Consider the following 20,942-nt stretch of genomic DNA (forward strand, 5'->3'; position numbering starts at 1 on the left):
CGGTCAGGGACGCGCCACGCCCGGCGAGGTTGTCCGGACCTCGTGCTCCGGCACGTCCGGCGCGAGGAACGCCAGCAGCCTCGCGCCTTCCCGCTCCACTTCATCCACTGTGGACAGCTCGCGGAACGGCCGCAGCTCCAGCGTGGCGACCTCCTTGGTGCGGTGCAGCTTCCAATCTCCCGCCGTGACGCCGTCCACCAGGAAGAACTGCGGCACGGGGCCGTGCGGGTCGTAGTTCTGCGCCCGCACGTCGGCGGTGACGACCCGGCGCCGGTCCGCGTGCGACAGCAGGACGTTGTCGAAGTCGTAGAGGAACCGCGGCGGCGCGGGCACGTCCTCCCCCGGCCGGGGCGCGTCGGGCAGGTCGAACAGCTCCTGGTTGTCCTCGTCGCGCAGCCGCAGCAGGGGCAGCCGCTCGACCACCTCGCGGAGCCTGGTGAGCCCGCACCACGTCTGCACGTCCTTCACCGTCGCCGGTCCGAACGCGGCCAGGTAGCGCAGCACCAGGTCGTCCACCGAAGGCTCGTCCGTCACCGACTCGCCCAGCCACGTCTCGACGCTCGTGTGCGCGATGGCGCCGCTGCGACCCCACACCCCGCGCGGCGGCACCTGCACCAGCGGCACCAGGCAGCGGATCGCGTAAGCCAGCGCGGCGGGCGCGCGATCCGGCCACTCCTCGTGCAGCAGGGCGCCCAACTCCTTGTTGGTGCGAGGCTTCTCGGCCAGCAGTGCGCGTCCGGCGGCGACCACGGCGTCCACGTCCAGTCCGCGCAGGTCACGGCCGTGGGTGAAGTTCCGGAACACGTCCCGTTCGAGCACGGGTTGGACCACGGGGCGCAGCTTGAGCACGTCCTCGGCGGTGACCAGGTGGATCGTGGAGCGCATCACGGCGACGCGCACCAGTCGGCGGTCCACGAGCGGGTCGGCGGCGAGGTCAGGGGTGAACCCCGCGATCCGCGACCACAGGCCGGTGTACCAGGTGTGCGGGGTCTGGGCCTGCAAGCCGACCAGGTGCGTGACGACCTCGGGCACGGTCCGGTCGGTGCGGGCCAGCAGGAACTGGCGGGCCAGGGTGGCCCGCCCGAGGGCGCGACGGCTCAGTACCGGGGTCATGCGACCACCGTAAGGCCGATTGCGGACAACTCCGGTCCTCGTACGACCAGCCGGTTTGCCCGCGTGGCCGAAAAAGTGATATCACTTTGCTAAGCACGCGATATGACATCGAGGGGTGGGACATGGGCGCGACGACGGACGTGGCGGTGCGGATGCCGATTCCGGTGGTCCGGGAGCGGGAAGCGCGGGAGGTGTCCGGGTGGGGCGTGTTCGGCGGCGCGGTGGTCGTGCTGCTGGCGGGCGTGGTGGTGCTCGTGCTCGGCTCGATCCCCGGTGACGACGGGCCGAGCGTCCCGGCGATCGTGGGCGGTGCGCTGTTGATCGTGGGCAGCTCGCTCGCGGCGGGCGGGCTGTTCACCGTCGCGCCGGGCGAGTCGCGGGTGCTCCAGTTCGCCGGCCGCTACACCGGCACGGTCCGCCAGGACGGCCTGCGCTGGGCGAACCCGTTCACCACGAAGGTGCGGGTGTCGACCCGGATCCGCAACCACGAGACCGCCACGTTGAAGGTCAACGACGCGGACGGGAACCCGATCGAGATCGCCGCCGTGGTGGTGTGGCAGGTCGAGGACACCGCGCGGGCCAAGTTCGAGGTGGACGACTTCGTCCGGTTCGTCGGCATCCAGACCGAGACCGCGGTCCGGCACATCGCCACCAGCTACCCGTACGACAACCACGAGGAGAGCGGGCTGTCGCTGCGGGAGAACGCGGACGAGATCACCGAGACGCTGTCGGTGGAGATCGCGGCCAGGGTGCAGGCGGCGGGGGTGAAGGTGATCGAGTCCCGGCTCACGCACCTGGCCTACGCTCCGGAGATCGCGCAGGCGATGCTGCAGCGCCAGCAGGCGGGCGCGGTGGTCGCGGCGCGGTCGCGGATCGTGGAGGGCGCGGTGGGCATGGTCCAGCTCGCACTGGACAAGCTCGCGCAGGAGGACGTGGTCGAACTGGACGAGGAGCGCAAGGCGGCGATGGTGTCGAACCTGCTGGTCGTGCTGTGCGGCGACCGATCCACCCAGCCCGTGGTCAACGCCGGGTCGTTGTACACCTGAGGTGGCCGAGCGCAAGAGCGTCCTGCTTCGCCTCGACCCGGCGGTGCACGACGCGCTGACGAGGTGGGCGAACGACGAGCTGCGCAGCACCAACGCGCAGATCGAGTTCCTGCTGCGCCGAGCGCTCGCCGAAGCCGGTCGGCTGCCCTCCGGGGCCGCCGACCAACCCCGGCGCGGCCGACCGCGCAAGGGCGACTAGCGGGCGGGCGACGCGCCCGGCTCGTCGTCCAGGACATCGGGGACGACGTCGGCGGTGCACCACTTGCACTTGTCGGCGTCGACCGCGATGAACTCCTTGCAGTGCGGGCACTCGCGCGAGCCCTGCGCACGGAAGTTGCCGAGCTTGGCCAGCTTCATCAGCTTCACCAGGCCGAACAGCACCAGGCCGAGCAGCAGGAAGTTCAGCAGCTCGGTCAGGAACGCGCCGTAGCGGATCTCGGCGTTGTTGACCGTGAACACGAAGCCGCTGAAGTCCGGCTGGCCGAAGATCGCCGCGACCAGCTGCATCAGCACGTTGCCCGCCAGGCTCTCGACCAGCGCGGCGAACGCCGTGCCGATGATGAAGCCCAGCGCCAGGTCGAACATGTTGCCGCCCAGGGCGAAAGCCTTGAACTCCAACCACAGGTTCTTCACCTGGGTTGAATCGGTCCGCGGGGCGACCGGCCTTGAGCCACACGTTCGGGTGATCAACTCGCGGGTGGCGGCTGCCGATGCGACGGTAGGCGAGGTGAGCGAGCTGAACTCCCCGTACACGCCCGGCACGCCGGCCTGGGTCGACATGATGACCACCGATCGCCAGGCCACCATGGACTTCTACGGCGGCCTGTTCGGCTGGGACTTCGAGATCGGCGGCCCGGAGACCGGGCACTACACGATGGGCCTGGTGCGCGGGCTGCCGGTGGCCGGGTTCGGCGAGATGCCGCCCGACGTGATGTTCCCCGTGGTGTGGACGACCTACCTGGCCACCGACGACCTGGACGAGTCGGTCGAGTCGCTCAACGCCAACGGCGGCAAGGTGCTCGTGCCGGAGTACGACACCGGCGGGCCGGGCCGCGGTGCGATCGCCGTGGACCCGTTCGGTGCGGCGTTCGGGCTCTGGGAGGCGGGCACGCACATCGGCGCGTACGTGGTGAACGAGCCCGGCTCGGTGATCTGGAACGAGCTGGCCACCCGTGACCCGTTCAGCGCGGCGGAGTTCTACCGGCAGGTGTTCGGGCTGGAGCTGGACCCGCTGCCGGACATCCCGTACACGCAGTTCCAGGTCGACGGCCGAGCGGTGGCCGGCGTGTTCGGCATGGCCAACGAGATCCCGGCCGAGATCCCGCCGCACTGGATGACCTACTTCGCGGTGTCCGACGCCGACGTGACGGCCGAGCGGGTGCGCGAGTTGGGCGGCGTCACGGTCGGCGACGTGGTCGAGTCCCGGTTCGGCCGGTTCACCACGGTCGGCGACCCGATGGGCGCGACGTTCCGGATCATCCAAGCGCCGCCTTCCACCCCAGACTGACCACCAGCGCCACCACGATGGTGAGGAACACCCGGCGCACGAACGCGGACCCGCGGCGCACCGCGAGGCGTGCGCCGAACACCGCGCCCGTCACGTTGCAGAGCGCGAGCACCAGGCCCAAGCCCCACAGCACCTTCCCTGCCGGGATGAAGTAGAGCAAGGCGCCCAGGTTCGTCGCGACGTTGACGACCTTGGCGGTGGCCGAGGCGTGGAGGAACGCGAAGCCCACCACGCCCACCAGCAGGAACACCAGGAACGTCCCGGTGCCCGGTCCCGCCAGACCGTCGTAGAAGCCGATCAGCACGCCACCCAGGGCCATCAGCGTGATCTGCGCGGCGCGCGCGAACCTCGGCGTCTCGGCGACGCCCAGGTCCGGCTTGCGCCACGTGTAGAGGCCGACGCCGACCAGCGCGACGAGCACCACACCGTTCAGCACACCGGGCGCCAGCGCTCCCGCGAACGCCGCACCGCCCACCGCGCCGACGAACGCGGCCGACGCCATCGGCAGCGCCGACCACCAGTCGATCGTGGTCTGCCGCGCGTACGTGCGCACGGCGGCGGACGTGCCGACCACGGACGCCACCTTGTTCGTGGCCAGCGCGTACAGCGGCTGGCCGCCGGGCGCGATCAGCAGCAGCGCAGGCAGCTGGATCAGCCCGCCGCCGCCCACCACGGCGTCGACCGCGCCGGCCACGAGGGCGGCCAGGCAGAGGAACAGCAGCGCGGCGAGCGAGATCTGGCCGAAGCCGGGCCAGTCGAGTGCGGCGGTCACCGGAACAGCTTAACCGGACGGTTGTACTGCTTTTTCGCCCTCGCCTCCCGGTGCTGGTAGCGGGACTTCCACGGCGTGTGGGAACGCTCCCAAATGGGCCGTTCGGACCTGTTGTGCGCCGGGTCACGCGGGAAGGGTGTCTCCCTGTTCTCCCTGATCCACCCCAGGAGGTTCTCGGTGTTGAGATCCCGCAAACGCACGGCGGTGGCCGCGTTGGCCGCGCTCGCCCTGCTCGTCACCGGAGCGCAGGCCAGCGGCATCATCGAACCGGCGGGACAGTCGTACCTCGACGCCCGCGCGCCGGTCGACCGGCGGGTCGACGACCTCCTCAGGCGGATGACGCTGGAGGAGAAGGTCGGCCAGATGACCCAGATCCGGCTGGGCAAGCTGCGCGGCAACTGCGAGTGGAACCCCGGTCCGCTGCGCGAGGACTGCATGAAAGCCGTCCTGGAGGACGCGAAGGTCGGCTCGATCCTGTCCGGCGGCGGCGACGCGCCGAACCCGAACACGCCGCGCGCGTGGGCCGAGATGACCAACGCCGTCCAGAAGTACGCGATGGACCACAGCCGGCTGCCGATCCCGCTGATCTACGGCGCGGACGGCGTGCACGGCCACTCGAACGTGCTCAGCGCCACGATGTTCCCGCACCAGATCGGCCTCGGCGCGACGTGGAACCCCGAGCTCCAGCAGCAGCTCGGCGCGTCGACCGGTCGGGCCATGCGCGCCACCGGCGTGTTCTGGAACTTCGCGCCGGTGTCCGACATCGCACGTGACACCCGGTGGGGCCGCTACTACGAGACCTACAGCGAGGACCCGGTGCTGGCCGGCGCTCTGGCCGCGGCGAACGTGCGCGGGCAGCAGAGCGACCCGACCGACGGCACCGCCAAGCTCACCGCGACCGCCAAGCACTTCGCCGGGTACTCGGAGCCGTTCAACGGGCACGACCGCGCGCCCGCGCAGCTGCCGATCCGGTACCTCCAGGACACCGTGCTGCCCGCGTTCCAGCCGCAGTTCGACGCGGGCGTCGGCACCGTGATGATCAACTCCGGTGCGGTGAACGGCGTGCCGGCGCACGCGTCGAAGTACCTGCTCACGACCCAGTTGCGCGAGCGGATGGGCTTCCGCGGCGTGGCGATCACCGACTGGGAGGACATCCGGTTCCTGGTGGACCGCTACCACGTGGCGGCGGACTACGAGGAGGCCATCGCGATGGCCGTCAACGCCGGCGTGGACATGGCGATGGAGCCGTCCAACGCGGCGGAGTTCACCTCCGGGCTGCTGTCCGCCGTGCGCGGCGGTGCGGTCAGCGGCAAGCGGATCGACCAGGCCGTGCGGCGCATCCTGAAGCTCAAGTTCGAGCTGGGCCTGTTCGAGAAGCCGTACGTCGACCCCGAGAAGGCCGACGCGATCGTGAACGGCGCCGACCGCGCGCTGGCCCGTCAGGCTGCGGCGGAGGGCGCGGTGCTGCTGCGCAACGAGGGCGGGGTGCTGCCCCTGTCGACCGGCGTGGGCAAGCTCGTGGTGACCGGAGACACGGCCGACTCGCCGGCCAGGCAGCTCGGCGGCTGGACGGTCGGCTGGCAGGGCGTGCCCGAGTCGTCGCCGATGCCGCCGACCGTGACGGTGTTGCAGGGCATCAAGGCCGCCGTTCCGTCCGCCGACGTGGTGAGCGCGCCCACGCAGGCCGAGGCCGTCGCGCAGGCCGGTGACGCCGACGCGGTGGTCGTGGTGCTCGGCGAGGACCCCGGCGCCGAGGGTGAGGCCGACACCGAGGAGCCCGCCCTGACCGCCGCGCAGCAGGGTCTGGTGGACGCGGTGCGGGCCACCGGCAAGCCGGTCGTGGTCGTGCTGCTGACCGGGCGTCCGCAGGTGCTCGGCACGGTGGCGGACGCTCCCGCGCTGGTCGCGGGCTGGCTGCCGGGCACCGAGGGCGGCGCCGCGATCGCCGACGTGCTGTTCGGCGCGGTGAACCCGAGCGGGAAGCTGCCGGTGTCGTGGCCGAAGTCGGTCGGCGACCAGCCGTTCACGTACGACCAGGTGCGGGGCGCGAACGCGGCTCCGGGCTCGGGGTACGACCCGGCGTTCGCGTTCGGGCACGGCCTCTCGTACACGACGTTCACCACGTCGGCGCCGACCCTGAAGTCCACCGAGGTGGGCCGGGACGGCCAGGTGAAGGTGTCGGTGACGGTCGCCAACACCGGCTCGCGGGACGGGACGCTCGTCGTGCCCGTGTTCGTGCACCAGCCGGTGAGCAAGGTCCTGACACCGCAGCAGCGCCTCGTCGGGTTCACCCGGGTCGCGGTGAAGGCCGGTGAGGAGCGGGCGGTCGACGTGACGTTCGACGTGAAGCGCCTCGCGGTGACCGCGGGTGACATGGACGGCGGGGGGAAGCCCGAGGTGGCGAAGGGCTCCTACGAGGTCGTGGTCGGCGACGGGAGGGCTCGGTTCACGGTGCGGTGAGCTGCCCTGATATCCTTCTCGGCCGTACCCGCGCGGCATTCCGCTGTGGAGGAAAACCACCCCCTCGTGGGGTGGAGCCGGTGACAAGCGCGGTACGACTCCGAGACCGAGGAAAAGGTGGCTTTCGCGTGGCGAACATCAAGTCCCAGCTGAAGCGGATCAAGACCAACGAGAAGGCGCGCCTGCGCAACAAGGCCGTCAAGTCGTCGCTCAAGACCGCGATCCGCAAGTTCCGTGAGGCTGCCGAGGCCGGTGACAAGGAGAAGGCTGTCGCGCTGGTGCAGGAGGCTTCCCGCAAGCTCGACAAGGCCGTCTCCAAGGGCGTCATCCACGCCAACCAGGCCGCCAACAAGAAGTCGGCGCTCGCCCGTCGCGCCAACCAGATCTGATCTGGTTCTTCTTCAAGAAGCGCCGCTCCCCCGCACGGGGTGGGCGGCGCTTCTGCGTTGTCCTGCATCTCATCGCACGCCGGTGAATCTTCTCCCGCGGTGAATCTTCTGCAGCCGTGCGGTCAGCGGGCCTTCTCCCGCCGCGGATCTTCTGCCGCCAAGCGGTCAGCGGATCTTCTCCGGCCGCGGAACTTCTCCCGCCAAGCGGTCAGCGGATCTTTCCCCGGCGCGAAACTTCTCCGCCACTCGGTCAGCGGATCTTTCCCCGCTGCGCGGTCCGCGGACCTTCTCCCACCGTGCGGTCAGCGCCGTCCGTGCGCCGCGACGATCTTCAACACCGCGCGCTCCAGGGCATAACCCGAATCGGCCGCGACGCCTTTCACGTCGGCGTTCAGATCGGCGACCACCGTCATCGCCGCCGCGAGCCCCGGGTCTTCCCAGCCACGCGACTGGCCCTGGGCCTTCTTCACCTTCCACGGCGGCATGCCGAGCTCGCCCGCCAGCTTGAACGGGTCACCCCGCCCCACCGCGGACACCCGCGCGACCGTGCGCACCGCGTCGGCCAGCGCGTCGGCGACCAGCACGTGCGGCACACCGAGCTGGATCGCCCACCGCAACGCCTCCAGCGCACCGGCCCGGTCACCCATCACGGCCTTCTCCGCGACCGCGAACCCCGTCACCTCGGCCCGGCCGCGGTGGTAGCGGCGAACCGCGTCGGCGTCGACCTTGCCGCCGGTGTCGGCGACGAGCTGCGACGACGCCGCCGCCAGCTCGCGCAGGTCCGACCCGACCGCCTCGATCAGCACCGCCACGGCCTCGGGATCGGCCTTGCCGCCCGCCGACCGGATCTCGTTGCGCACGAACGCCTCGCGGTCCGCGGCCTTGGTGACCTTGGGGCACTCGGTCACCCCGGCGCCGGCCTTGCGCAGCGCCGCGGGCAGGTCCTTGGCCACCTTGCTGCGCCCGCCGCCGGTGTGGACGACGACCAGCGTCACGCCGTCCGCCGGCGCCTTGGCGTACGCGAGCACCGCGTCGGCGACCTCCTTGCCGATCTCCTGCGCCGCCTCCAGGGCGATCACCCTGCCCTCGGCGAACAGCGACGGGCTCACCAGTTCGGCCAGCTCAGCCACGGTGAGATCGGTCACGCGGACGCGGGTCAGGTCGGCCTGCGGGTCGGCTTTGCGGGCGGCGTCCAACGCGCCGCGCACAGCGCGCTCGACCAGCAACTCCTCCTCGCCGACGATCAGGTGCACGGCGTCGGGCGTGTCAGCGGGCGCACTCACGCCGCGATCCTCCCACGCGCAACGGGCGTCCGGATGGTGGACGTGTCTGGCTGAGGGTCGGGATCGTGCCGTAGTTTGAAGCCACAACTGAATACCGCTCATCCAGAGGGGCAGAGGGATCGGCCCGAAGAAGCCCCGGCAACCCGTTGTTCAGCGTGCGCATCACAGCGCGCGCCGGCAATCACGGTGCCAATTCCGACCCGCGACGCGGGAAAGATGAGGAGATACCTCGCGATGACTGCTGTGAGTGTGCCTTCGGCCACCACCTCCTTCGACCTCGGTCCGGCTCGGGCACTGTCCTGCCGTGAATGCGGGCACGAGACGCCTCTCGCCCCGGAATACGCCTGTCTGGAGTGTTTCGGGCCGCTGGAAGTGGCCTACGACTTCGGCCGGGTCCGCCGTGAGGACATCGAAGCCGGCCCCCGTTCGATCTGGCGCTACCGCAGCCTGCTGCCCGTGCCGTCCGACGTCCAGTCGCACCCCAACACCGACCCCGGCGGCACCCGCCTGGTCGAGGCCGACCGCCTCGCCAAGGCCCTCGGTGTGCGCAAGGTGTGGGTGAAGGACGACACCGGCAACCCGACCCACTCGTTCAAGGACCGCGTCGTCGGCGTCGCCCTCGCCGCCGCCCGCGAACTCGGCTTCAAGGTGCTGGCCTGCCCGTCGACCGGCAACCTGGCCAACGCCGTCGCCGCCGCCGCCTCCCGTGCCGGCTGGCAGTCGGTGGTCCTGGTCCCCTCCTCCCTGGAGCGGGCGAAGATCCTGATGACCGCCGTCTACGGCGGCAACCTGATCACTGTCGACGGCAACTACGACGACGTGAACCGGCTGGCCCAGGAACTGGCCGCCGAGCACGAGGACTGGGCGTTCGTCAACGTCAACGTCCGGCCCTACTACGCCGAGGGTTCCAAGACGCTGGGCTACGAGGTCGCCGAACAGCTCGGCTGGCGGCTGCCCGACCAGATCGTGGTGCCCATCGCGTCCGGTTCCCAGCTGACCAAGGTCGACAAGGCGTTCCGCGAGTTCGGCAGCCTCGGCCTCGTCGAGGAGACCCCGTACCGGGTGTTCGGCGCCCAGGCCACCGGCTGCTCCCCCGTCTCGGCCGCCTTCAAGGCCGGCCTCGACGTGGTCACCCCGGTCCGCCCGGACACCATCGCCAGGTCGTTGGCGATCGGCGCGCCGGCCGACGGCCCCTACGTGCTGGACGCCGTCCGCCGCACCAACGGCGCGATCGAGGACGTCACCGACGAAGAGGTCGTGGAAGGCATCCGCCTGCTGGCCGAGACCGAGGGCATCTTCGCGGAAACCGCCGGCGGCGTCACCGTGGCCACCGCGAAGAAGCTCATCGAGACCGGCCGGCTCGACCCGGACGGCGAGACCGTGCTGCTGATCACCGGCGACGGCCTCAAGACCCTGGACGCCCTGGGCGACCGGGTCGGCCCGAGGGCCAACGTCCCGCCGTCGGCGGAGGCCGTGCTGAAGGCCCTCCAGGACTGAGCCCTCCGGCTCTGAGCCCTCGATCCCTGGGCCCACCGGCACCGCGCCCGGCGTACCGGGGTCCGGTCCTCGACCTGACCCCGGTGCGTCCGGTCACAGGGCGATCCTGGCGGAGCGCATCCAGCCGGTTCGGGGGAAGGCCGCCAGCTCAGGCAGGACGTGCGGCCCGACCTGTTCGGTGACGACGCGCCAAGCGGTCAGCATCTGGGGCCACGGGCGTTTCGCCTTCTCCTGGTTGTAGCGCTCGGCATGCCATTCCTCCGGCGGTATGGCGAGGTCGGCGTCGAACAGGGCGTCGGAGATCAGGCGGTAGGCGGTGTCGGCGGCGGGCACCTGCGCCATGCGGATGACGCCGGTGACGGTGGCCCTGGAAACGATTCCCCGGCCGCCACCGGGCAGGTCCTCGCAGACGTAGTAGGTGAAGGCGGGCCGCAGCTCGTCCCGTGGCCACGGTTCCGCGGTGTAGCCGGGCTGCCACAGGGCCCAGGCCACCGCCCGGTTGCCGCCCTGCCGCACCCAGCCCGAGTGCAGCCGGATCCATGCGTCGTTGTTCCTCATCGTTCTCCCCTTGTCCGTGATCGGACGAGTCGCCACCCCTGCGGGCGACCCGTGGCCCTTCCGGGCCGGCCAGGACGGCGGTGTCGCCGTCGCGATCGGTGCGCAACACCAGCGCGCCGTGACTCGTCAAGGCGTCGACCAGCACCCCGCTGGGGTGGCCGTAGCGGTTGCCCGCGCCGACGCTCACCAAGGCGATCCGCGGTCGGACCGCCGCGAGGAACGCAGGCGACGAGTACCGGGACCCGTGGTGCGGCACTTTCAGCACGTCGGCCCGCAAGTCGACGTGCCCGCCGAGCAGGTCCGCCTGCCCGGCCAACTCGATGTCGCCGGTCAGCAGCACCCGCCCGGCCGCGGTGGAGGCCCGCAGGACCAGCGACGCGTCGTTGACCGCCGTGTTCGTCTTCGTCCCACCCGCCGGGTCCGCACGCGGACCGAGCACGTCGAGGTCGAGCCCCGGCCAGCTCAACCGCTGCCCGGCGTCCAGCTCGACCACGCGGACCCCCGCCGTCCGCGCCCGTTCCCGCACCTCCTCCCAAGCCCACTCCGGCTGCCGCGACGGCCCCACCGCCACCGCGCCCACACCTCGATCCGCCAACACCGCGGCCAACCCGCCGACGTGGTCGGCGTGCAGGTGGCTGAGCACCACCAGCGGGATGCGCCGCACCCCGAGCCGCCGCAGGCAGGACAGCACCGGCACCGGGTCCGGACCCGTGTCGACCAGTACCGCGCGGTCGCGCTCGGCGGTGGCGAGGACCACCGCGTCGCCCTGTCCGACGTCGCAGGCCACCACCGACCAGCCGGACGCCGGCCACCCGGGCGAGATCACGCCCAACGGCACGACCGCCACCACCGCGCCGACCCCGACCGCCACCGCCAACGTCCGCATCCGACGCACCTTGATGACCACGTAGCCGAGCACCAGCACCGCCGCCAGCAACGCCCCACCGGCCCACCCGCTCGGCCACCCGACCGCCGCACCCGGCACCGCCGACGCGTGCCGCCCGACGGTGATGAGCCAACTCACCGCCGGACCGGCCACCTCGACCACCAGCCGTGCCGCCGGCTCGTACACCGGGGCCAGCACCGCGGCCAGCACGCCGAGCACCGTGGCCGGCGCCACCACCGGCGCGACCAGCAGGTTCGCCAGCACCGCCACCAGGCTCACCTGACCGGAGAACCCGGCGACCAGCGGCGCGGTCGCCAGGTTCGCGGCCACCGGCACCGCCAACGCCTCCGCGAGCCCGACCGGGACACCGCTGTCCTTCATCGCGGCGGCCCACCTCGGCGCGAGCAGCACCAGCGCCGCCGTCGCCACCACCGACAGCCCGAACCCCGGCTCGGTGGCCAACTCCGGGTCGTAGAGGACCAGGACCACCACCGCTGCCGCGAGCGCCGGCAACGCCGACCGCTCCCGACCCAGCACCAGCGCCAGCAACGCCACCGCACCCATCACGGCGGCCCGCAGCACGCTCGGCTCCGGCCCGGCCAACACCACGAACCCGACCAGCGCTGCCATCGCACCCACCGCACTGCCGCGCGGCCCGACCCGGAGCAACCTCAGCAGCAACAGCACCGCGCCACAGAGGATGGCCAAATTGGCACCGCTGACGGCAAGGACGTGAGCGAGACCCGCCGTGCGGAACTCCTCCACCACTCTCGGCGAGAGCTTCGAGGTGTCGCCGACCACGAGCGCGGGCAGCAAACCCGCCGGCTCGGGATCGAGCGCGGTGCTCGCGCTCCGCAGCCCGGCACGCAAGTCCTCGGCGATCCGCTGCCACACCGGCGCTTCCGTCACGTCCCGCGGAGGTCCGCGAACCCGCAGCACCGCCACCGTCAGCTCACCACCACGCGGCGGCGCGAGCGTGCCGCGAGCGGTGATCTGCTGGCCCGGCAGCAAGTCCCGCCACCGGACCGCCGGTGCGAGCACCGCGATCCGGCCGCCACCGTCGAGCGTCGCACGGACCAGGACCAGGTCGACCCCACTCGCCCGCGAGCCGAAACCACTGGTGCGCAAGCCGTGTGGCCGATCGTCCAGTTCGAAGTGGACGGTGGCGGACGTGCCGCGCTCGGCTGCGGCGCGGAGCGGGTGGTGGGCCGCGCCGTGGACTTGGGCACCGATCCAGCACGCCGCCACCGGACCCGCGACGGCCACCGCCACGGCGGCCGGACGCCACGAGCGCAGTGCCACACCACCGAGAACCCCGACGGTCACACCGACCGCGAGCGCGGCCCACCACGTCCAGAGCAACCCGGCGAGCGCCGTGGCCCACACCGCCAGTGCGGCCGGGACCAGGTGCGCGCGAGGGCTCATGACCCCACCCACCGGAACCTGGGCAGGCTCGGCAGGTGCGGACGTCCCACACCTCGAATCTGGCGGCGGACGCAGTAGAGGAGGTGCCGAAGGCGGCTGTGATCACCGACAGGGTCACCTACGCGGTCACCTACGTGATCACGCTTGGCGTGCTGGTCTTGGAGTGGATCACCGGCTTGGCTGGTGCCGGGTGGACGGATACCTGGTGGGCGGCCTGATCCGACCCTCGGCGCGGGTGCGGCGGACAGGATGTGGTCGGGGATTTCGGTTCGGGGGCAAGGGATCGGCACCGTACCGGCGTTCGGCGCGAACGGTGCTCGCGGGCACTGTGGTTGCCGCGAACAGCCAGGGGTGTGACGCATGGTGGATCTCCGGGTGGTGTGTGGAGGACTCTGCGGGGAAGCCGGTCACAGGCGGACCAGGTCGCGCAGCCTGGCGAGCTTCGCGTCGCCGATCCCCTCGATCTCGCCGAGCTGTTCCAGGGCGGTGAACGGGCCGCGTTTCTGCCTTCGGTCGACGATCCGCTGTGCCGTCACCGGACCAACGCCCGGCAAGGTGTCGAGTTGTTCCTTGGTCGCGGTGTTCAGGCTCAGCGGCGTGGTTTCCGCGCCGCCGGGTTGAGGTGCGGGGATGCCGACGGCGATCTGCTCGCCGTCGGCCACCTTGCGGGCGAGGTTGAGCGCGGTCAGGTCGGCGCCCGGATCGGCACCGCCCGCCGCTTGGAGCGCGTCCGCCACCCTGGCGCCGCTGGGCACGGTCACCAGGCCGGGGGTGGACACGAGGCCCACCACGTTGACGACCAACGGCTCTTCGGCACGGCTGACGGCAGCCGCCTCGGCCACCGGGAGGTCGGGTGGGCTCTCCGGCAGCGGGCGCTGCCACCACAGGGTCAGCGCGACCGCCAGTGCCACGGCCGCCATGACGCCCGCCAGCAGGACTCTGCGACGGCGTGGGAGGGCGGGCTCGGGCAGCCAGCGGTGCGCCAGGCGGCGGAGCGGGCCAGGTGGGTCCGAGCCGCCGTCCGACGAGACGAAGACCAGGGTCTCGTCGGACGAGGCGCGGTGCTTGCCCTGCTCCCGGGAGACGAGGGCTTTGAGCCGGGCGGTCGTGGTTTCCGGTTTCTTGTCGAACATGCGGTCGACGTTAGGCCGGGTGGAGCAGTGGGTGGGGAGGTCGCCGGCGATCTGTGGACAACTGCTTGAGTGATGGATAAAGCGGGCTAGGACACCCCGCCCGGCAGGACCACCACGCCCAGCACACCGGGACCGGTGTGCGCCCCGATCACCGCTCCCACCTCGGAAATCAGGCAGCCGGTCGAGCCGGGAACGCGTTCGTCGAGCCGCGTCGCGAGTTCCGCCGCGCGTTCCGGCGCGGCCAAGTGGTGGACAGCCAGTCCGACCGGCCCGGAGCCCGCCGCCTCCGCCGCCAGGTCCACCAGCCGGCCGATGGCGCGGCTCATCGTGCGCACCTTCTCCAGCGGCACGATCCGACCGTCGTCGACGTGCAGGATCGGTTTCACGGCCAGCGCGGTGCCCACCAGGGCCGCTGCGGCGCCGATGCGCCCACCCCGACGCAGGTGGTCGAGCGTTTCCACGCAGAAGAACATCTTGGTGCGCGCCGCTGCGGCAACGGCCGCTTCCTCCGCACGCGCCCCGTCGTCACCGGCGGCGCACGCGGCCAGCGCGGCGAACCCGAGCCCCATGCCCGTGGACCGCGAGTCGACCACCCTGATCCGGGTCGGATCGACCTCCTCCGCCGCCAACCGCGCGGCCTCCCACGTGCCGGAGAGCTCGCGGGAGAGGTGCACGGACACGATCGCGTCGGCGCCACCGGCCAGCACCGACCGGTACACCTCGGCCAACTCGCCGGGCGTCGGCCGGGACGTCGTCAGCCTGCGGTGCTCGCCCAACGCCTCCGCCAGCCGCGCCGGCCCGAAGTCGACCCCGTCGAGCTTGCTGCGACCGTCCACCACGACGTGCAGCGGCACGACCCGGATGCCGTGCCGCTCGGCGAACCCCTCCGGCAGGTACGCCGTGGAGTCGGTGACGATCGTGGTGGACACGAGTGCCGAGACTACGGCTCCGAACTGCCCGCGTGGCCGACCGCCACGGACCTGATCAGTTCCGCCATCGCGTTCCCGACCTGCCGGTGACCGTCCCAGCACCAGTGCATGCCGTCCGGGTTGGCACGCCGTGACCGTATGCGCTCACCGACCAACGGCGGCACGTCGAGCAGCGGCACGCCTGCGCCGTCCGCCCAAGACCGCATCGCGCGCTCCGCCGCCGCACGCCCGCTGTGCACACCCGCATAAGCCGGCGCGCGGTGCACGGAAGGCGTCATCCCGACCACCCGGATCCCCGGCTGGAGAGCACGCACCGCGCGCACCGAGTCGTCCAGGTACCGCACGGTCAGGCGCGGCGGCAACGCCACCGGGTACCCGCCGGACAGCCGCGACAGCACCGGCTGCAACGTCCGGTACCCGGCCCGCGCACGTTGCCGCAGCCAATCCGGCCGCAGGTAGCGCAGCCCGTGCCGCAAGTACGTCGGCAACGGCGACGGCAGCGTGTCCATGTGCCCCACCGCCAGCACCAACACGTCCGTGCGCGGCAGCAACGACCACACGCGCGGGTCACCGGTCAACGACCACCAGGCGTCCCGGGCCGTCCAGCCGAACCCCGCCGCCAGCTCCGCGTGCCCGCCCAACGCCGACGCGGCGACGTTCGGCCACAACCGGGGGTGGTCGGCCGGCAGCGGCCCCTCCGGACCGTGGAACGTCAGCGAATCACCGAGGACGAGCAGCTTCACCGGGTGGATCCGGCGTTGTACGACGACAGCCGCCACCTGCTGTCACCGTGCGGCCGACGGGTGAACACGGTCCAGTGGCAGTTGCCGATGCCGCCCAGCAACGCCCAGCGGTCGACCGGCAACTCCAGCAACCGCCCGGTCAACGCGCTGATCAGCCCGCCGTGCGCGCACAGCATGACCGTCCCGGAGAACTCCGCGTCCACCTCCGCCACCACGGCCATCGCGCGCTCGGCGACCTCGACGCGCGTCTCGCCGTCCGGTGGCGCGAGCGTGCCGTCGACCCGCCAGCGGTCCAACGCGCCCGGCCACTCCGCCTCGATCTCGGTCGACGTCAGCCCCTGCCACTTGCCCAGGTGCGTCTCGCGCAGCCGTTCGTCGACGCGCAGCTCGACTCCGGTCGCGTCGGTGAACACCGTCGCGGTGTCCCGGGCGCGGTGCAGGTCCGACGCGACCACCAGCTCGGGTGCGAACCCGGCGAGCACCGGCACCGCGAACCGGGCCTGGTTCCACCCGATCCCGGTCAACGCCGAGTCCAGGTGGCCCTGCATGCGCCCGGTCGCGTTGTAGTCGGTCTCACCGTGCCGCCACAGCACGAGCCGGTTCAGGGTCATGCCTCGTCGGCCTCGTCGGCCTCGGGCCCGGCGTCGAACTCGATCCGCGGGCAGTCCTTCCACAGCCGCTCCAGGCCGTAGAAGCTCCGCTCGTCCACGTGCTGGACGTGCACCACCACGTCGACGAAGTCCAGCAGAACCCACCGGCCCTCGCGCGCGCCTTCACGGCGGACCGCCTTGCGGCCGGTCTCGCGCAACATCTCTTCGACGTTGTCCACGATCGCGCCGACCTGCCGCTCGTTGGCGGCCGAGGCGATCACGAAGACGTCCGTGATCACCAGCTGGTCGGACACGTCGAGCACGATCACGTCGTGCGCCTTCTTGTCGGCTGCCGCGCTCGCGGCGACCAGCGCCAACCGTCGTGCCTCGTCGGTGGCTGCCACGTCACTCCTCAATCACACCGGCGGACGCCTATACGTCCGCACGAGTCAATGAGGGTACCGGCGTCGCGGCTCAGTCCGGCATCGAGTAAAGCCGGCGCTTGGATATGTACTGAACGACACCATCCGGCACGAGGTACCAGACGGGCAGTCCGGCCGCGGTCCGAGCCCTGACGGCGGTCGACGAGATGGCCATCGCGGGCACCTCCACCAGCGACACCACGCCCGGCGGCAGGTGCGTGTCGACCAGCTCGTAGCCGGGCCTGGTGACCCCGATGAAGTGCGCGAGGTCGAACACGTCGTCCGCTCGCCGCCAGGACAGGATCTGCTCCAACGCGTCCGCGCCGGTGATGAAGAACAGGTCCGCGTCCGCGTTCCCGACCTTGAGGTCGGTGAGGGTGTCGATCGTGTACGTCGGACCGGGCCGGTCGATGTCCACCCGGCTGACCGAGAACCGCGGGTTGGAGGCGGTGGCGATGACCGTCATCAGGTACCGGTCCTCGGCGGGGCTGACCTCGCGCTCCGACTTCTGCCAGGGCTGCCCGGTCGGCACGAACACGACCTCGTCGAGGTCGAACCGGGCCTGGACCTCGCTGGCCGCCACCAAGTGGCCGTGGTGCACCGGGTCGAAGGTGCCGCCCATGACGCCGATCCGCCGGTTGGTCATGGGTTGTGAGCCTAGTTCGGGTGGTGCGCGGGCGGCCGGTCGCTCCCCGAAAGGCCGCCCGCGCACTCGTCTCCCGGCCACGGCCCTGGGGGAGGAGGCCGCATCCGCGGATCGCGCGACCCACCCCGAATCCGAGCCGCGCAATGGTGGAACGCGTCGCACGCGCCACCATGACGCGATCCGCCGAACTTTTTTCCGGAGGTTCTCCTACAGCTCGGGAGCCAGCACGGAGCCGTCGTCCGCGCGGACCAGGATCGCCTCCATCGGGCACGATTCGGCCGCGTCGATCACCGCGTCGTCCGGCTCGACCACCTCGTCGACCGGGGTGGACTTGCCGCCGTCGAGGCGGAAGCGGTGCGGCGCGGTCGACGTGCACATGCCCGTGCCGATGCACTTGTCCCGGTCGAGTTCGACCGTCCACTCCCCCATCCGCCTACCACCTCACCATCAGTGCCTGCGGACCGCGGATGAGCCGGCCCTTCTTGAACGTGACGTCACCGTCCAGCCTGAGCAGCGGGAACCGCTTGAGCAGGGTGCCGATGGCCACCTGCAACTCCATCCGGGCCAGCGGGGCGCCGATGCAGTGGTGCGCGCCGTGCCCGAACGTGATGTGCGGGTTGTGCGCGCGGTGGAAGTCCACGTCGTTCGGGTTCTCGAACACCGACGGGTCGCGGTTGGCCGCGAGGTTGTCCACGAACACCGCGTCGCCCGGCTTGATCGTCACGCCGGACAGCTCCACCTCGGCGGTCGCGATCCGGGGGAAGCCCGCGGATCCACCCAACGGGGTGAACCTCAACAGCTCCTCCACCGCGGCGGGCACCAGCGCCGGGTCCGCGCGCAGCTCGCCGAGCAGGTCCGGGTCGCCCAGCAGCTGGTAGACGAAGTTGCCGAGCTGGTTCGCGGTGGTCTCGTGGCCCGCGACCAGCAGCGCGACGCCGAACGACACCAGCTCCTTCGTGGTCAGCCTGTCCTCGTTGTCGTGCGCCGCGACCAGCACGGACAGCATGTCGTCGGCGGGGTCGACGCGCTTGCGCTCGGCCAGCTCGCCGATGTAGGCGCGCAGCGACTCACCGGACGCCAGGATCTCGTCGTAAGTGAACGCGGTGATCGCCACCGCCGCCTCCGACCAGGCGCGGAACTTGTCCCGGTCCTCGAACGGCACGCCCAGCATCTCGCAGATGATCGTGATGGGCAGCGGCATGGCCAGCGACTCGACCAGGTCGGCCGGCGCACCCCGCTCCTCCATGGCGTCCAGCAGGCCGTCGACGATCCCCTGGGCGCGCTCGCGCAGCTGCTCGGTCCGCCGGGCGGTGAACGCCTTGGCGACGAGCCTGCGCAGCCGCGTGTGGTCCGGCGGGTCCATGCTCAGGATGTTTGTCTCGGCGGGCATGGTCGGCAGGGTGCGCGGCACGTCGGCGCCCGGCTCCATCACCGCCGCACGGCTGAACCTCGGGTCGGCGAGCACGGTCTTGACGTCCTCGTACCGGGTGGCCAGCCAGCCGTCGCCGCCGTAGGGCAGCCGGACCCTGGCCACCGGCTCGTCGCGCTGGAGCTCCAGGTACTCGGGGTTGAGCACGAGTTCGTCCGGCTCGGTGAACGGGAACGGCCTGATCTCCATCGGTACCCCCATGTAAGCAGTCGCTTACATCCGACAGTATTGAGATAGCTACAGACCGTCAACCGACATCGGTGTGTTCCAGCAACACGGAGGCGGCTCTTGTCACCAGCGCCGCGACGTCCTCGCTGTTCGCGGCGGCCAAGGGCTGCTTGCCGAACACGGTGCGCAGCACACCGATGCCCACGATCCACGCCAGCACGAGGTCCGCGCGCAACTCCGCGTCCTCCGCGTCCGTCAGGGACGCCAGAGCACGCGCGTACTCCTCCCCCAGTTGCCGCCGCACGACCTCGGCCGCCGAGTCGTGGTGCGAGGACCGCAGCACCGCGTACAGCGGATGGTCCTCGCGCCTCGGCTTCTCCTCCAGCATCCGCAGCAGCACGGTGCGCAACAGGTGCTCGGCGGGCGAGTCCTCCAGCAGCTCACGGCTCTGCGTGGCGAGCACGGTCGCGAAGAGCGCGTCCTTGCTGCCGTAATAGCGGAACAAGAGCGCCTGGTTCACGCCCGCGAGGTTCGCGATGTCGCGCACCGTGGTGCGGTCGAACCCGCGTTCACCGAACAGCTTCGTGGCGGCGTCCAGCAACGCCGCCCTGGTGGCGGCGGCGTCCCGGGGCCTGCTCACGAGGTCGACCGGACGTGCCCCTCGCCCCAGACCACCCACTTGGACGAGGTCAGCTCGGCCAGCCCCATCGGGCCGCGGGCGTGCAGCTTCTGGGTGGAGATGCCGATCTCCGCGCCCATGCCGAACTCGCCGCCGTCGGTGAACGCGGTGGACGCGTTGACCATGACCGCCGCCGCGTCGACCCTGGTGGTGAACCGGCGGGCCGCGCCGAGGTCGCTGGTCACGATGGCCTCGGTGTGGCCCGAGCCGTACGCGGCGATGTGCTCGATGGCCTCGTCGATCGAGTCGACCACGCGCGCCGCGATGTCCAGCGACAGGTACTCGGTGTCCCAGTCCTCGTCGGTGGCGGCCTGGACCCTGGGATCGCGCGCGAACCGCTCGTCACCGTGGATGGTGACGTTCTCCTTCTTGAGGGCGTCGGTGATGCGGGGCACGAACTCGTCCGCGACGGCGGCGTGCACCAGCAACGACTCGGCCGCGTTGCACACGCTGGTGCGACGGGTCTTGGAGTTGAGCACGATGCGCTGCGCCATGTCGAGGTCGGCGCTCGCGTCCACGTACACGTGCACGTTGCCGACGCCGGTCTCGATGGCCGGCACGGTGGCCTGCTGCACGACCGCGTTGATCAGACCGGCGCCGCCGCGCGGGATCACCAGGTCCACCAGGCCGCGCGCGGTGATGAGGTGGGTCACCGAGGCGCGGTCGTGGCAAGGCAGGAGCTGCACGGAGTCGGCGGGCAGGCCCGCGGCCTCCAGGGCGTCGCGCAGGATCGCGACCAGCGCGGTGTTCGAGTGCTCGGCGGTGGACGAGCCGCGCAGCAGGGCCGCGTTGCCGGACTTCAGCGCCAGGCCGGCGGCGTCCACGGTGACGTTCGGGCGGGCTTCGTAGACCATGCCGACCACGCCCATCGGGACGCGGACCTGCTTCAACTCCAGGCCGTTCGGCAGGATCGAGCCGCGCAGCACCTCGCCGACTGGGTCCGCGAGGCCGGCCACCGTCTCCAGGCCCTGTGCCACGCCCTCGATGCGCGCGTCGGTCAGCGCGAGGCGGTCCAGCAGGCCCTGGTTCAGGCCCGCGGCCCTGCCCGCTTCGAGGTCCTTGGCGTTGGCCTCCAGCACCTCGGCGGCGCGGGTGCGCAGCGCGGCGGCCATCTCGTGCAGTGCGGCGTCCTTGACCTCGCGGGTGGCGAGGACGAGCTCGTTGGCGGCGACACGGGCGCGCCGGGCCGCGGCGTGCACCTGTTCGCGCAGGTCATCAGTCACGTCGCCAAGCCTACGGTCAGCCGGCCGTGGCTGTCTCCGAGGTT

At 71.5% G+C, this 20,942-nt stretch carries 20 protein-coding genes, 1 pseudogene and 1 riboswitch; of the genes and pseudogenes, 6 read left to right on the forward strand and 15 right to left on the reverse strand.

Going from position 1 to position 20,942, the window contains the following annotated elements:
- Window positions 1-3: 3 nt before the first annotated feature.
- Complete coding sequence (locus OQ02_RS06700; RefSeq protein WP_033437348.1) at window positions 4-1,113, reverse strand: winged helix DNA-binding domain-containing protein; 1,110 nt, start codon at window positions 1,111-1,113, stop codon at window positions 4-6.
- Between the two features lie 122 nt (window positions 1,114-1,235).
- On the opposite strand from OQ02_RS06700, the gene OQ02_RS06705 reads away from it, so the two are divergent.
- Together OQ02_RS06705 and OQ02_RS06710 are read left to right on the forward strand one after the other, a co-directional pair.
- Window positions 1,236-2,159: an SPFH domain-containing protein gene (locus OQ02_RS06705; protein WP_033437349.1), complete on the forward strand. Its 924-nt coding sequence runs from the start codon at window positions 1,236-1,238 to the stop codon at window positions 2,157-2,159.
- 1 nt (window position 2,160) lies between these two features.
- Complete coding sequence (locus OQ02_RS06710; RefSeq protein ID WP_033437350.1) at window positions 2,161-2,358, forward strand: hypothetical protein; 198 nt, start codon at window positions 2,161-2,163, stop codon at window positions 2,356-2,358.
- On the opposite strand, the gene mscL is transcribed toward OQ02_RS06710, so the two are convergent.
- Window positions 2,355-2,792 (reverse strand): large conductance mechanosensitive channel protein MscL, encoded by a 438-nt coding sequence (gene mscL / locus OQ02_RS06715; protein ID WP_033437351.1) that lies wholly within the window; start codon window positions 2,790-2,792, stop codon window positions 2,355-2,357. The genes OQ02_RS06710 and mscL overlap by 4 nt on opposite strands.
- 94 nt (window positions 2,793-2,886) lie before the next feature.
- On the opposite strand from mscL, the gene OQ02_RS06720 reads away from it, so the two are divergent.
- Complete coding sequence (locus OQ02_RS06720; protein WP_033437466.1) at window positions 2,887-3,666, forward strand: VOC family protein; 780 nt, start codon at window positions 2,887-2,889, stop codon at window positions 3,664-3,666.
- Here OQ02_RS06720 and OQ02_RS06725 read toward each other — a convergent pair.
- Window positions 3,635-4,438: a sulfite exporter TauE/SafE family protein gene (locus tag OQ02_RS06725; RefSeq protein WP_033437352.1), complete on the reverse strand. Its 804-nt coding sequence runs from the start codon at window positions 4,436-4,438 to the stop codon at window positions 3,635-3,637. The genes OQ02_RS06720 and OQ02_RS06725 overlap by 32 nt on opposite strands.
- A 177-nt stretch (window positions 4,439-4,615) precedes the next feature.
- On the opposite strand from OQ02_RS06725, the gene OQ02_RS06730 reads away from it, so the two are divergent.
- Both OQ02_RS06730 and rpsT read left to right on the forward strand, forming a co-directional pair.
- Window positions 4,616-6,898: a glycoside hydrolase family 3 N-terminal domain-containing protein gene (locus OQ02_RS06730; protein WP_051772011.1), complete on the forward strand. Its 2,283-nt coding sequence runs from the start codon at window positions 4,616-4,618 to the stop codon at window positions 6,896-6,898.
- A gap of 128 nt (window positions 6,899-7,026) precedes the next feature.
- A complete protein-coding gene (gene rpsT / locus OQ02_RS06735) occupies window positions 7,027-7,287 on the forward strand; it encodes a 30S ribosomal protein S20 (protein ID WP_033437353.1) in 261 nt (86 codons plus the stop codon).
- 302 nt (window positions 7,288-7,589) lie between these two features.
- Here rpsT and holA read toward each other — a convergent pair whose 3' ends face one another.
- Entirely contained in the window at window positions 7,590-8,570 is a 981-nt protein-coding gene (holA, locus tag OQ02_RS06740) for a DNA polymerase III subunit delta (RefSeq protein WP_033437354.1), read from the reverse strand.
- 95 nt (window positions 8,571-8,665) lie between these two features.
- Window positions 8,666-8,793: riboswitch (SAM riboswitch) on the forward strand.
- A gap of 11 nt (window positions 8,794-8,804) precedes the next feature.
- On the opposite strand from holA, the gene thrC reads away from it, so the two are divergent.
- Complete coding sequence (gene thrC, locus OQ02_RS06745) at window positions 8,805-10,067, forward strand: threonine synthase (RefSeq protein WP_033437355.1); 1,263 nt, start codon at window positions 8,805-8,807, stop codon at window positions 10,065-10,067.
- A 592-nt stretch (window positions 10,068-10,659) separates the two neighbouring features.
- Here the strand turns inward: thrC and OQ02_RS06750 are convergent.
- The 11 genes and pseudogenes from OQ02_RS06750 to OQ02_RS06805 all read right to left on the reverse strand — a co-directional run.
- A pseudogene (locus OQ02_RS06750) lies at window positions 10,660-12,936 on the reverse strand (DNA internalization-related competence protein ComEC/Rec2); the annotation flags it as partial.
- 407 nt (window positions 12,937-13,343) lie between these two features.
- Window positions 13,344-14,069 (reverse strand): ComEA family DNA-binding protein, encoded by a 726-nt coding sequence (locus OQ02_RS06760; protein ID WP_081915427.1) that lies wholly within the window; start codon window positions 14,067-14,069, stop codon window positions 13,344-13,346.
- 86 nt (window positions 14,070-14,155) lie between these two features.
- Window positions 14,156-14,998: a DegV family protein gene (locus OQ02_RS06765; protein ID WP_033437357.1), complete on the reverse strand. Its 843-nt coding sequence runs from the start codon at window positions 14,996-14,998 to the stop codon at window positions 14,156-14,158.
- Between the two features lie 11 nt (window positions 14,999-15,009).
- Window positions 15,010-15,777 (reverse strand): diglucosylglycerate octanoyltransferase, encoded by a 768-nt coding sequence (gene octT / locus OQ02_RS06770; RefSeq protein WP_081915428.1) that lies wholly within the window; start codon window positions 15,775-15,777, stop codon window positions 15,010-15,012.
- Complete coding sequence (locus tag OQ02_RS06775; protein WP_033437358.1) at window positions 15,738-16,352, reverse strand: histidine phosphatase family protein; 615 nt, start codon at window positions 16,350-16,352, stop codon at window positions 15,738-15,740. The genes octT and OQ02_RS06775 overlap by 40 nt, the downstream gene beginning before the upstream one ends.
- A complete protein-coding gene (rsfS, locus tag OQ02_RS06780; RefSeq protein ID WP_033437359.1) occupies window positions 16,349-16,735 on the reverse strand; it encodes a ribosome silencing factor in 387 nt (128 codons plus the stop codon). Before rsfS ends, OQ02_RS06775 begins: the two co-directional genes overlap by 4 nt.
- Before the next feature lie 70 nt (window positions 16,736-16,805).
- Window positions 16,806-17,399: a nicotinate-nucleotide adenylyltransferase gene (nadD, locus tag OQ02_RS06785; RefSeq protein ID WP_033437360.1), complete on the reverse strand. Its 594-nt coding sequence runs from the start codon at window positions 17,397-17,399 to the stop codon at window positions 16,806-16,808.
- Between the two features lie 207 nt (window positions 17,400-17,606).
- Entirely contained in the window at window positions 17,607-17,828 is a 222-nt protein-coding gene (locus tag OQ02_RS06790) for a ferredoxin (RefSeq protein ID WP_033437361.1), read from the reverse strand.
- A gap of 4 nt (window positions 17,829-17,832) precedes the next feature.
- Window positions 17,833-19,017 (reverse strand): cytochrome P450, encoded by a 1,185-nt coding sequence (locus tag OQ02_RS06795; RefSeq protein WP_081915429.1) that lies wholly within the window; start codon window positions 19,015-19,017, stop codon window positions 17,833-17,835.
- Between the two features lie 58 nt (window positions 19,018-19,075).
- The gene (locus OQ02_RS06800) at window positions 19,076-19,636 is read right to left on the reverse strand and encodes a TetR/AcrR family transcriptional regulator (protein ID WP_033437363.1); all 561 of its coding nucleotides are present in this window, start codon (window positions 19,634-19,636) and stop codon (window positions 19,076-19,078) included.
- A complete protein-coding gene (locus OQ02_RS06805; protein WP_033437364.1) occupies window positions 19,633-20,898 on the reverse strand; it encodes a glutamate-5-semialdehyde dehydrogenase in 1,266 nt (421 codons plus the stop codon). The genes OQ02_RS06800 and OQ02_RS06805 overlap by 4 nt, the downstream gene beginning before the upstream one ends.
- Window positions 20,899-20,942 lie beyond the last annotated feature (44 nt).

The sequence above is a fragment of the Saccharothrix sp. NRRL B-16314 genome, from assembly GCF_000716595.1.
Lineage (GTDB): Bacteria > Actinomycetota > Actinomycetes > Mycobacteriales > Pseudonocardiaceae > Actinosynnema.

Excerpts from the sequence above, each read along its gene's own strand:
- OQ02_RS06700 (WP_033437348.1), bottom strand. The coding sequence starts at position 1,113 with ATGACCCCGGTACTGAGCCGTCGCGCCCTCGGGCGGGCCACCCTGGCC.
- OQ02_RS06705 (WP_033437349.1), top strand. The coding sequence starts at position 1,236 with ATGGGCGCGACGACGGACGTGGCGGTGCGGATGCCGATTCCGGTGGTC.
- thrC (WP_033437355.1), top strand. The coding sequence starts at position 8,805 with ATGACTGCTGTGAGTGTGCCTTCGGCCACCACCTCCTTCGACCTCGGT.
- OQ02_RS06760 (WP_081915427.1), bottom strand. The coding sequence starts at position 14,069 with ATGTTCGACAAGAAACCGGAAACCACGACCGCCCGGCTCAAAGCCCTC.
- OQ02_RS06775 (WP_033437358.1), bottom strand. The coding sequence starts at position 16,352 with ATGACCCTGAACCGGCTCGTGCTGTGGCGGCACGGTGAGACCGACTAC.
- nadD (WP_033437360.1), bottom strand. The coding sequence starts at position 17,399 with ATGACCAACCGGCGGATCGGCGTCATGGGCGGCACCTTCGACCCGGTG.
- OQ02_RS06790 (WP_033437361.1), bottom strand. The coding sequence starts at position 17,828 with ATGGGGGAGTGGACGGTCGAACTCGACCGGGACAAGTGCATCGGCACG.
- OQ02_RS06795 (WP_081915429.1), bottom strand. The coding sequence starts at position 19,017 with ATGGAGATCAGGCCGTTCCCGTTCACCGAGCCGGACGAACTCGTGCTC.